Origin of the sequence: Paenibacillus sp. W4I10, from assembly GCF_030816325.1 — a bacterium.
In the GTDB taxonomy this organism is placed as follows: Bacteria; Bacillota; Bacilli; order Paenibacillales; family Paenibacillaceae; genus Paenibacillus; species Paenibacillus amylolyticus_B.
This window is the reverse complement of record NZ_JAUSXX010000001.1, coordinates 2,968,033-2,979,651: the sequence shown is the minus strand read 5'-3', so window position 1 is coordinate 2,979,651 and position 11,619 is coordinate 2,968,033. Positions and strand designations below refer to the sequence as shown.

At 44.3% G+C, this 11,619-nt stretch carries 12 protein-coding genes and 1 other RNA gene; 7 read left to right on the top strand and 6 right to left on the bottom strand.

What is annotated here, in order from left to right; translation table 11 throughout:
• Window positions 1-51 precede the first annotated feature (51 nt).
• The 3 genes from QF049_RS13185 to QF049_RS13175 all read right to left on the bottom strand — a co-directional run bounded on the left by QF049_RS13185 (window position 52) and on the right by QF049_RS13175 (window position 2,579).
• Window positions 52-1,233 carry a putative glycoside hydrolase gene (locus tag QF049_RS13185; RefSeq protein ID WP_307537941.1) on the bottom strand — a complete coding sequence of 394 codons (1,182 nt, stop codon included), beginning with the start codon at window positions 1,231-1,233 and terminating at the stop codon, window positions 52-54.
• Between the two features lie 162 nt (window positions 1,234-1,395).
• Window positions 1,396-1,584 (bottom strand): hypothetical protein, encoded by a 189-nt coding sequence (locus QF049_RS13180; RefSeq protein ID WP_029880762.1) that lies wholly within the window; start codon window positions 1,582-1,584, stop codon window positions 1,396-1,398.
• A 173-nt stretch (window positions 1,585-1,757) separates the two neighbouring features.
• A complete protein-coding gene (locus QF049_RS13175; RefSeq protein ID WP_124113945.1) occupies window positions 1,758-2,579 on the bottom strand; it encodes a YitT family protein in 822 nt (273 codons plus the stop codon).
• Window positions 2,580-2,883: 304 nt separating this feature from the next.
• On the opposite strand from QF049_RS13175, the gene cshA reads away from it, so the two are divergent.
• The 4 genes from cshA to QF049_RS13155 all read left to right on the top strand — a co-directional run bounded on the left by cshA (window position 2,884) and on the right by QF049_RS13155 (window position 6,317).
• Window positions 2,884-4,479 carry a degradosome RNA helicase CshA gene (gene cshA / locus QF049_RS13170; protein WP_307537938.1) on the top strand — a complete coding sequence of 532 codons (1,596 nt, stop codon included), beginning with the start codon at window positions 2,884-2,886 and terminating at the stop codon, window positions 4,477-4,479.
• A 208-nt stretch (window positions 4,480-4,687) separates the two neighbouring features.
• Window positions 4,688-5,500 carry a YesL family protein gene (locus tag QF049_RS13165; RefSeq protein WP_017689383.1) on the top strand — a complete coding sequence of 271 codons (813 nt, stop codon included), beginning with the start codon at window positions 4,688-4,690 and terminating at the stop codon, window positions 5,498-5,500.
• Between the two features lie 51 nt (window positions 5,501-5,551).
• A non-coding RNA gene (gene ssrS, locus QF049_RS13160) (6S RNA) lies at window positions 5,552-5,743 on the top strand.
• Window positions 5,744-5,924: 181 nt separating this feature from the next.
• Window positions 5,925-6,317: a DUF1499 domain-containing protein gene (locus QF049_RS13155; RefSeq protein WP_017689382.1), complete on the top strand. Its 393-nt coding sequence runs from the start codon at window positions 5,925-5,927 to the stop codon at window positions 6,315-6,317.
• A 72-nt stretch (window positions 6,318-6,389) separates the two neighbouring features.
• Here the strand turns inward: QF049_RS13155 and tpx are convergent, their stop codons facing one another.
• Complete coding sequence (gene tpx, locus QF049_RS13150) at window positions 6,390-6,908, bottom strand: thiol peroxidase (protein ID WP_307537936.1); 519 nt, start codon at window positions 6,906-6,908, stop codon at window positions 6,390-6,392.
• Window positions 6,909-7,056: 148 nt separating this feature from the next.
• Between tpx and QF049_RS13145 the strand changes: the two genes are divergently transcribed.
• Complete coding sequence (locus tag QF049_RS13145) at window positions 7,057-7,683, top strand: rhomboid family intramembrane serine protease (protein WP_036609651.1); 627 nt, start codon at window positions 7,057-7,059, stop codon at window positions 7,681-7,683.
• A 69-nt stretch (window positions 7,684-7,752) separates the two neighbouring features.
• Entirely contained in the window at window positions 7,753-8,664 is a 912-nt protein-coding gene (gene gltC, locus QF049_RS13140) for a glutamate biosynthesis transcriptional regulator GltC (protein ID WP_062833647.1), read from the top strand.
• 43 nt (window positions 8,665-8,707) lie between these two features.
• Here gltC and QF049_RS13135 read toward each other — a convergent pair whose 3' ends face one another.
• Both QF049_RS13135 and QF049_RS13130 read right to left on the bottom strand, forming a co-directional pair.
• Entirely contained in the window at window positions 8,708-9,388 is a 681-nt protein-coding gene (locus tag QF049_RS13135) for a zinc metallopeptidase (protein ID WP_036609646.1), read from the bottom strand.
• A 28-nt stretch (window positions 9,389-9,416) separates the two neighbouring features.
• Complete coding sequence (locus QF049_RS13130; RefSeq protein ID WP_017689377.1) at window positions 9,417-9,845, bottom strand: MerR family transcriptional regulator; 429 nt, start codon at window positions 9,843-9,845, stop codon at window positions 9,417-9,419.
• A 352-nt stretch (window positions 9,846-10,197) separates the two neighbouring features.
• On the opposite strand from QF049_RS13130, the gene QF049_RS13125 reads away from it, so the two are divergent.
• Window positions 10,198-11,598: an ammonium transporter gene (locus QF049_RS13125; RefSeq protein WP_074094452.1), complete on the top strand. Its 1,401-nt coding sequence runs from the start codon at window positions 10,198-10,200 to the stop codon at window positions 11,596-11,598.
• Window positions 11,599-11,619 lie beyond the last annotated feature (21 nt).

The window sequence follows — 11,619 nt, the reverse complement described above, 5'->3', positions numbered from 1 at the left end:
GCTTCAAGCAGAACGAGGTTGGATGAAAAGAGAAGTATGAAAGAGTGCGAATTACTTATATTGTACACCTGATGTATAACGGTTGGACGCATTCCAGAGCAGATATTCATGCACATCCATGTCCTTCATCGCTCTAATCTGGTCTTCCACTTGTTTCTTGCCATACTTGATATAATGCCCACTGCCCAGCCAGCTTGCTGTGAAGTCCTGAATCCACGGACGAATGACGGGTTTGAGTTCATTAGTAGGGTCCAGTTTCTTGTGTGTATCTTCCATTGAACCCTTGATGGTTGTGTAAGGATCTTTGTCAGGGTCCTTGACCCCATACCAGCCGGTTGAATAGTGACTAGGGTATACCATCGGTGAGATCACGTCCACGTTTTCGGATATTTTAACAAAATCCTGTCCAATGCCTTCAGCTGCAGGTACAGAAGCGGCATAACCGAAAATATCAACCGAGACACGAACACCTAGCGGGGCCAACTCCTTGCGTGCATATTGCACGAATTCAGCCACAACATCGACCCGTGACTTATCGGATTTGGTATATTTCAGGACATCGGCTCGAGTTTCGAAACCTTCCGGGAAACGAACGTAGTCGAATTGAATCTCTTTGAATCCAAGCTTGGCTGCTTCCTTGGCAATCTCAATGTTGTAGTCCCATACTTCCTTGCTGTACGGATTCACAAAGCTATCGCCTTTGCCATTTGCCCACACAGATCCATCCTTGTTGCGGAAGGAGAGCTCCGGATTTTTCTTGGCAAGAATCGTATCTTTGAATACAACGACACGTGCAATCGGGTAGACATCATGTTTTTGCAACCGTTTCATCAAGGCATCGATATCCCGAATAAAGGGCTGAGATTTGCCCATTTTCTGTAGCGCTTTGTTTTCTGTGGGATAAGTTATGTATCCGAGATCGTCTTTGATATCAATGACCATGGCATTCAGTTCGGTACTGTCTGTCAGTTCAAGCAATTCTTTCATACGTGCGCCGCCAGCGCTGTAGGCTGTGACATAAATACCTTTGACCACAGGTGCGTCAGGTTGAGGATCAATTTTGGCAGGTGGGTTATCGGCATCAATAACGACCTGATCTTTTTGAGATTGGATGATTGCGGTGTTAAAACTGTTGGTTAACGATTGGAACTGGGGATTTCCCTGATCCGCTGCTGCGGGGGCACCACCAAAGCTTCCAAAGGCCATTGCCAATAAAGCCAAAAACATGTTCATTCATTTCCACTCCCTTATGTGCATTCCATGTATGAATTATACATTAAAGCCTCCGGGCTTTTAACCATATTAAGCAAGTAATGAAACACATGGAAAAAATGAAAACCGCTTCCTGCTGAGGAAATCCCCCTGCAAAAAGCGGCGTGATCAATCTGAAAAAAATTATTGAATGTAAATCTCATTTTGATGCTCACAAATACTGTACTGAATGATTTCCATTGCGTCTCCCTGTTCCAGGATGCCCAGCCCATCCCGGAGGACAATCAGTGAGTCGAGTTCATTCGGTTTCAAGAAAGGGAGCATTTCCGGGCACCATCTGTTGACAATTTCAAACAGTTTTACCGTTTCCATATCCACATTAATCACCCTTTCCTACTCGAATTCCAAAATGGTAAGTCATTCGGTGCATTCGGGAAAGCATATGGCCTGTGAAATTGAAGGGTTGAACCTGCTATACAACATATTTAGGAGCCGTACACCGTTATTATACCACAATGTTGTGAATTGTTAACCGTACAGGTGTCTTAACTTCTGCGAAATGAGCCCATAACACCAACCGTTTCCACTATGTTAACAAAAGCATTTGGATCGGTATCCTTGATAATACGTTTAATTTCAACCAACTCGTAGCGGGTGGTAACGGTCATGAGCATGTCCTTTTCAATATCCGTGTATGCTCCCTGAGTCTTAATTTTGGTAACTCCACGAGGCCGAACAAGTAATTTTTTTAACATGGCTTCGGTTTCGTTTGTGATAATATACAGTGTTACTTTGACGTGACTGATATGGATCAGATCAAGCACTTTGCCTGTAATGTAAATGGATACCATGGAGGCCAAGGCTGTGTTCCAATTGTCACTCAGGTATCCTGCAAGCATAATAATCGAACCGTTCATGCCGGCCATCACTGTACCAATCGGAAAGTCTCGTTTACGCGTGAAAATGGACCCAACAATGTCAAGTCCTCCGGTGGAGCCACCGACTCGGAAGGAAACGCCAGTGCCCATTCCAATAAGCACACCGCCAAATACAGAACTAAGTAAAGGGTCTGTAGCCACAGCAAAAACAGGCAGAAGCGCAATGAACCAAGAAGTGGCTGCTACCGAGAGAATACTTAATGTAATGAAACGACGTCCAAGAATAAACCAACCTGCAATGAGCAGGGGAATGTTAAGAACAAAATACATTATACTAAGATTCAACGTTGTAAAATAACCCAGAAGCATTGAAATACCGGACACCCCGCCGCTTAAAAGCTGATGGGGGACCAAAAACCAGTTAAAGCCGCAGGCAATAGCTGCAGCACCCAAAATGATCACTATAGAGTGCCAAATTATTTTGGGCAATTTAATCACCTCATTTATATTTAAAACCAGATTGCTGGTAATCTTGAATTGTTTTGTGATATAATAATTTGTGGATATTCTTGAGTAGGAAACTTTTCCTAAATGGAGCAATAAAATTTTGAAATGTTTCAAACACATGTATGTAGTTTTAGTCTTATGTTGGGGACCCATTCATGGAATTATATTCGTTATGAAAATAATTCGTCCCGTTGGGATACCCTATAAATATTAACGCTACTTAAGAATACAGACAACAAAGTGGATTGTCCACCATGTCCACCATATAAAAGGAGCATGAATAATTTTGACAAATTTAAACTTTACAGATTTCAATCTTGAACCACTGGTGCTGCAAGCCATCACTGAGCTCGGGTTTGAAGAAGCAACACCGATCCAATCCAAAGCGATTCCTTTGGCACTCGAAGGCAGAGATTTGATTGGTCAAGCTCAAACAGGTACGGGTAAAACAGCTGCATTCGGTATTCCGTTGATCAGCAAAATCACAAAAAGTGATGAGAAAATCCGCGCCCTTATTATGGCACCTACACGTGAACTTGCAATTCAAGTTGCTGAAGAGATCGAAAAACTCACTCGCTTCAAAGGTCTGCGCTCCCTGCCAATCTACGGCGGACAAGATATCGTGCGTCAAATCCGTGCACTGAAAAGAAAACCACAGATCATCATTGGTACACCTGGACGTCTCCTTGACCACATCAACCGCAAAACAATCAAACTAGATGATGTACAAACTGTTGTACTGGATGAAGCAGATGAAATGCTCGACATGGGTTTCATGGAGGATATCCAATCCATCCTGAAACAAGTTCCAGACGAGCGCCAAACCATGCTGTTCTCAGCAACAATGCCTCCTAACATTCAAAAATTGGCACAACAATTCTTGAACAATCCTGAACACATTTCTGTGATTCCGAAACATGTTAGTGCACCATTGATTGACCAATCCTATATCGAAGTACCTGAGCGTCAAAAATTCGAAGCATTGAGCCGTTTGTTGGATATGGAATCTCCTGAACTGGCGATCGTATTCGGACGTACAAAACGTCGTGTTGACGAATTGGCTGAAGCTTTGCAAAAACGTGGATATTCTGCAGACGGTCTTCATGGTGACTTGTCCCAGAATCAACGTGATGCGGTAATGCGTAAGTTCCGTGACGGAAGCATTGACGTACTCGTTGCAACAGACGTGGCTGCACGTGGCCTCGACGTATCTGGCGTAACTCACGTTGTTAACTTTGACCTTCCGCAAGATCCGGAGAGCTATGTTCACCGTATCGGTCGTACAGGTCGTGCGGGTAAAGAGGGTGCTGCTTGGTCCTTCGTTACACCGCGTGAGATTGATCACTTGCACTTCATCGAGCGTGTAACACGTCACCGTATTCCTCGTAAACCACTGCCAACAATGGCAGAAGCGGTTGAAGGTAAACAACGTTTGACAGCAGAGCGTTTGCTGGAAATCGTACAATCAGGCGAACTGAACGAATACAAAGGTATTGCGATTCAAATGCTTGAGCAATATGATTCTGTTCAACTGTTGTCGGCTGCACTGAAGCTCCTGACAGGTGACAAGAAAGATGCTCAAGTTGATCTGACTCCTGAAGATCCAATCCGTGCGAAACGTCGTAAACCAGATGTTCGCTCTGGCGGACGTAAACCATCAGGTTACAGCGGTAACCGTACAAGTGGTAGTGGCGGCAGTGGTGGTGGTTACAACCGCGATCGCAACAGCAGTGGTGGCGGACGTGGCGGTTACAACCGTGATCGTAACAGCGGCAGCAGCACTGGCGGTGGAAGCAGAGAAGGTGGTTACAACCGTGACCGCAAACCGCGTCCAAGCAGCACCGAAGGACGTCGTCCAGCGAAAGATTCTTCTTTCGAGTAATATAAACGTATAATCTTAAAAATGGAGCGGGCAACTGCTCCATTTTTTTATTTTCAAAAGTACTGCATCATTTTATTTCACTGCCAGAAGCGCTAGTTAAGGACAATGACGATCTCTTTTCGGGAAGTACTGGCTTTTCCTATCTATAATAAGGTATATTAATATTAGACTTCAGGTAATACGCAAGGCTGCAGAGGAGGAGAAATGTTTGGAATTTAAAGGAGCTATGGGTGGGATCTACCGGCTTACAGAGTGGATTACGAGACTGGCCGCAACCAATCTGTTGTGGGCTATTTGTTCGTCTCCGTTCTTGTTTTTCTTGATTATGAAACTGCTCGTGATGCAGCAGAACCTCGCAAACGAATCATTGCAAATGAACTGGGCTATAGCTATTGTGGCACCGCTTACACTGTTTCCGGCGACTTCGGCGCTGTTTACGGTTGTTCGTAAATGGAATATGGGCGATACGGATGTACCGATCTTCCGTACTTTCTTTGTAGGTTACAAGGAAAACTACAAGCAAAGTTTAATTGGGGGTATTTTTTACACACTGCTGTTCGCGATTATGTATCTGGATTATACAGTGTACATGACGCAGTTCCGCAATATGCAGCTCGTAGGAATCATCATGCTAGTACTGCTTCTCTTGTTATTTGTATCACTCTTTAACTTTTTCTCGATGGTTGTACACTATCATATGTCCATCGGACTCATTATCAAAAACGCGGTATTACTTACGCTGATCAGACCATTCCGTGTATTTTCCACATTGCTGGGAAGTGGGTTGCTGTTCTACATCGGTTTCCGTTATCCGGTCTTGTTCGTTTTCTTCATTATCAGCATCATTGCTTGGTTCGCTTTCTTTAACTTCTACGCAACCTTCAACAAGATGCAGGAGCAGATGGAGAAGATGCAACTCAAGAAGGAAGAAGAGGAAGCTGCTGCGCTGGCTGAACAATCAGCAGAGAATGGTGAAACATCTGAGCCATCAGACGACAAAAACATTACATTGCAAAAATAAAACATGATGGATCGCCATTTACTTTTTACACAGTTAGGGATATAATAATTGTACATCCTGCGATGTACGTTTCGGTTATTCGTTGTTTTGAACCAATGATGATGTCTTCGGGAGATCAACACAGAATGTTGCTGAAAAGCCCTGTCTATACGACATGGGGACTTCAAAAAGCATTTTTGCGGTCACCCACCTGCCAAGCAGGTTCATAAGACAATGTAGCCGGACGGCATAGGCGGGTTCCTAAATCTTATGTACAGCACCCTGACTTTTCCTCTTCAGAAGGAATTTCAGGGTGTTTTTAAGTTGTGATGAATGTTTTTGATTGGTTTTACGATAAATATGATGCTTGCCCTTTTGTTACTACTTGAACAATGTTACACTAAGATACATAAATGGAACGGTTACATTCAAAGGAGGAAGGGTCTTGACCTTAAAGAGAACGCTCGTCGGTATCATCCGCAGCATGGAGGGGACCAGCGATCGAGCCAAGGATCCCAAATTAAAAACACGGTATTATAACTTATCCAAAGACAGAGCCTGGGAAGAGGTCTCTTCTACACTCAAAAAGATTCCGGGTTATAAAGTGCTGCATGAAGTGCCTTCTGTTGGAGAAGTTATTCTGGAGAAGCGGACTACCTTTGGACGGACGATGGATATTACAGTTTCCATTATCTCGGTAAGTCCTGTTCGCAGTGCGGTGGATATGTATTCAGCTTCTCGTGGTTCACTTGGAGACTTGGGTTCCAATTATCGCACGATTATGAACTTATTCTCTGTACTGGATAAAAAGCTAAGCAAGTATAAAGCAAATGATTGAAATAGATGATAAATAACAAAAAGCGAGTGAAGGTTAACCTTCCTCGCTTTTGTTCTGAACGTATGATAACTTCTACAGCAAAGCTTTTACAGCAGCAATCGCTTGTTCGAAGTTAGGGGAGTCTGTCATTTCAGGCAAATACTCCACATATGTAATCCGGTCTTCGACATCCAAAACAAAAATGGAGCGCATGTCGAGTTGGAATTCTTTGATCAGGACGCCGTAGTCTTCACCGAAAGAACGTGTTTTGTAGTCTGACAATGTAACTACGCGGTCAACACCAGCCGCTCCACACCAACGGGCCTGAGCGAACGGAAGGTCAACACTTACTGTCAAGACAACAACATTGTCTCCGAGTTCTCCGGCTTCCACGTTGAAACGACGAGTTTGCGCATCGCATACGCCAGTATCCAGGGAAGGAACAACGCTGATTAATTTGATTTTGCCTGCGAAGTCTTTCAGGGAAGCATCCTCAACCAGGTTCTTGCTCAGTGTAAAATCAGGTGCTTGATCGCCCACTTTCAGTTCGGGTCCGATCAATGTAATAGGGTTGCCTTTAAATGTGGCTGCGCCTGTACGTTCTTGTGTCATAATAATGTTCCTCCTTATAAATTGGTGATCCGTGCCAAAATCCATTATAATCTTTTATGAAAGGCATTGTCCAATTCGGACATGTACCATTACGATGGATCAGAGATGTAAGTCCGATCTGAACAGGGTGGAGTGAAAGAAGAAATTTATGATATTTATTCGCTATGAGAACTGGAAAGGTTATTTGAAGTATTTCCCTTTGACGTCGCTTTTTTTAATTGCCAATGTAGTCATGTTTATTGTGTTAACGGTGAACGGTGGATCAACGAACAATATGGTGTTGCTGAAATTCGGGGCACTTACGAATCATGAACTGTTCGCGCATGAATGGTGGCGTTACATTACATCCATGTTCCTGCATGCGGGCTTCAGTCATTTATTGTTTAACAGCTTTGCGTTAATCGTATTTGCACCACCGATGGAGCGGTTGCTCGGGTCGGTAAGGTATGGTGTATTGTACCTGGGTGGCGGTGTATTGGGTAATATTCTTGCTGTTGCGTGGTACAACTCGGTTGGGAGTATTACCATCTCGGTAGGGGCTTCAGGAGCGATCTATGCCGTCTATGGTGCATTCCTGTATGTAGCGCTGTTCCAGCGAACGATGATGGACGAGGCTTCGCGCAAAACGATGTACACGTTGCTTTTGTTCGGGATCATATTCTCTTTCGCCATGTCAGGCATCAACTGGATGGCTCACCTTGGCGGATTGTTGGGTGGATTCTTTATTTACGGACTGTTGATCAGATTGTGGAAACCCCGCAGCTTAAAGAGGTAGTCAGAACGTTCTCAAGATGGAATGCAATCAAGGATAAGCAGGGTATAACAGATTGGAGCGATCAGGCGAGTGGAATTAAGACAGTTGCATTACTTTTTGAAAGTGGCACAGAAGGAACATGTAACACAGGCTGCTGAAGAGTTGCATGTGGCACAGTCGGCGGTGAGTCGTCAGATTCATCAGCTGGAAGAAGAGCTGGGCGTGGATCTTTTTATGCAAAAGGGGCGAAATCTGCAGCTGACTGCAGTAGGGCAGCTTTTTTGCAAACGAATTGAAGGTATATTAAAAGATTTGGACAAGGCAGTCGGGGAAGTTCATGAGTTTCTTGATCCGGAGCATGGGGAGATTCGAATTGGATTTCCGCATAGCCTGGGGATTCATCTCATTCCTTCCGTGGTGGCTGCTTTCCGTCAGCGTTACCCTAACGTGAAATTCAGATTCAAGCAGGGGATGTTCCCTACACTGATTCGTGATGTGTTATCTGGAGAGGTAGACTTGGCATTCATTTCTCCTTTTCCAGAGAAGCATGATCAAGTAGATGGTGATATTGTACTCACAGAAGAATTGCATGCGATCCTTCCTCCCAATCACCCGTTAGCTGGTGAAGAGACCATTGCGCTTGAACAACTCAAGGATGATAAATTTGTATTGTTTAGCAAAGGTTATTCTCTTCGTCCTATTGTGTGGCATGCCTGTCTGGAAGCTGGTTTTACACCCAAGATCGCTTTTGAAGGGGAAGAGACCGACACCATCCGCGGATTGGTTGCTGCGGGCATGGGGGTCAGTCTGCTGCCTGAGATGGCGTTATTCCAGACGAATCCTTTGCAACCGGCACATGTGGCCATCTCTCATCCCAAAGTAACACGGACCATCGGGTTAATTCACCGTGCGGATGACAAACTGCCGCTGGTTGCCCAGTCTTTTCGTTCATTTTTGCTTCATTATTTCGGTTTACAACAAAACAATACCCCATCCGATTAACGGTGGGGTATTGTTTTTTGTTTTTCTTGTATTAGGTATCCAATTAATCGCGGCTGTTGAAGATTCCGATATAACGAATCAACTCAAGCAGTGAGATCAACGCTGCAGCAACGTAAGTCAAGGCTGCGGCATTCAGAACCTTTGCAACACCTTTTTCTTCTTCATTACGAATGTACCCTTCGGATACCATAATCTCTCTAGCGCGATTACTTGCATTGAACTCAACCGGTAAAGTGATGAGTTGGAATGCTACAGTTACGGAGAAGAAGATGATACCGATACCTACAAGGTTCATGGCATTGAAGATGAATCCTGCAATCAACAGGAATGGAGCTAATCCGGATGCAAAGTTCACAATTGGGAAGATCCGGTGACGCAGTGCCAGCATCGGATAACTTTCTTTATGCTGAATGGCGTGGCCAACTTCATGACACGCTACCGAAACAGCTGAGATTGAGTTTTCATAATATACTGGTTCTGATAAACGTACAACCCGATTGATCGGATCATAGTGATCAGAGAGCGTGCCGCGTACAGGTTCAATTGGAACATCATGCAGGCCGTTAGCATCAAGCATCTGGCGAGCGGCATCGTAACCAGTCATTCCGTTCTGGTTCGGTACCTCCGACCAACGTCTAAATGTACCTTTAACGCGAAATTGCGCCCATAAAGAGAGCAAAAAGGCGATAATGATCAATACGAACATACCGTTATTAAAACTCATATTCATTCCTCCGCTTTCTAAGAATAAGCTACATCATGGTGTTCTCAAGCAAGATTTTTAGTGCCTCCATTGTACCGGCACTTTTGGTGAGGAGTCCTGCCATCATTTTACGTGCTTGTACAGGTTTCATCTCTCCAAGTAGCGGTTTGAGTTCGTTAACCTCTCGCTCAAGTTGTTGTACATGAAGCTCCAATGTTGTCAATTTGCTGGCAACTTGTTCTTCTGTACTAACCAGACGCCACTTTTCAAGAGATTGCTTAATCTCGTCGAGACTATACTTCTCTTGTTTCATCTGTACAATACGTTCAAGCCTCGTTAAAGTTTCATTACTATAGAGACGATAATTTTTTTGTGTACGTTCTTCGGGAGCGATTAGTCCAAGCTTCGTGTAATAATCAATCGTCCGTTCACTAACACCAGCGGTCTTGGCAAGTTCGCCAATCCGAAAAAGTTTCATATCCCCAATGATATTCACCTCGCTTGCAAGTTCAAATGTAGGGAATTGTAGTTTCCACTTGTGAATTTCTAGACTACGCCCAATTTTTCTTACTAATAAGTATGATACATGATCTTTAACCGTACAGTCAAACGTTATGCTTTGGCAATCAGCATACTGCATTTCTATATCTATGTACTCATAGAATGTGATTATGTACTTAAGTGCAAGAAAAAGACGTATGACTTTATTCCCAGAAATAATTTTCAGTTTTGATGAAAATACTCTTGTCAACTTTCCTCTCTTCTGCTTATAATGACATTAAGAGTTTCACGTTATGTGAAGAAACTTAACATAAGAGGGAGTGGGGTATATGAGAAAGAAATGGTTGGTTTCCGTGTTAGTAATGCTTACTTTGTTCGCTTTTCCGGTCAGCGCATTTGCGGCTGCGGAGGGTCCGACTAACATTGAACTTCAAAGTGGTTTGAACTCAGCCTTTACGTTTTTGGCTGTTGTACTCGTGTTCTTGATGCAAGGGGGATTTGCTTTACTCGAAGCGGGTTCAACACGAATGAAGAATGCAGGACACATTGCGGGTAAGACCATCCTGACATTGGGAATTTCAGTTATTGCCTTCTGGGCTTTGGGTTTCGGTCTTGGTTTCGGTAATGGTAACAGCTTCTTTGGAACAACAGGATTCTTCCTGAGTGGTGACAAGATGGCTGCTTCCTTCGAATCACTGGCTTTCTCCGATGTTCCACTGACTATTAAATTCGTATTCCACCTCGCCTTTGCGGCGGTATCTCTGGCCATTGCCTGCGGTGGTATGGCTGAACGTGCAAAGATGAGCGTATATATTGTTTTCGGTACTCTTTATACCATTATCATGTATCCGGTTGTTGCTCACTGGGTATGGGGCGGCGGCTGGTTGGCTGAGCTGGGTATGCAAGACTTTGCAGGATCGACGGTTGTTCACTTGACTGGTGCGACTGCAGCATTGGTAGCTACCATCTTGTTGAAACCACGTATTGGTAAATATAATAAAGACGGCAAACCTAACATCATTCCAGGTCACAACCAAGTGTATTCCGTACTCGGGGTTATTATCCTCTGGATCGGTTGGTTCGGATTCAACCCAGGTAGTACATTATCTGCCATGGGGGATGGATTCTTCGGTTATGTTGCATTAACTACTAACGTAGCTGCTGCAGCTGGTGGTGTTGCTGCGCTGTTGATCTCATGGGCAGTACTTGGTAAGTCTGATATTCCTAGCATGTTAAACGGTGTGCTTGCGGCACTCGTTGCGATTACAGGAGCATGTGCATTCGTTGAACCTTGGGCAGCGCTGGTTATCGGTGCTCTGGCGGGTATCATCACATTCTTCACAGCACAGTACTTCGATCGTAAAGGAATTGACGATCCAATCTACGCTTTCTCCGTGCATGGTATTGCTGGTATGTGGGGTGCGATCTCCACGGGCTTGTTCGCTACTCCTGAACTTGCCGAGAATGCTGGTGTAGGTCAAGCGGGTCTGTTCTATGGCGGTGGATTCCACCAATTGGGCGTACAGCTTCTCGGTCTGGCAGGTGCTTTTGCCTTCGTACTGGTAATGTCCTTCATTATTCTGGGCGGAATGAAAGCGATCATGGGCATCCGTGTTACTGAAGAAGAAGAAACAATGGGTCTGGATATCAGTGAGCACGGTACTTACGGATACCCTGAACAAATGAAAAATGTAGATTCTAAATCCAATGGTGGTACGTTCAGCTCCTGAGGTGAATGATGCTGAATCATG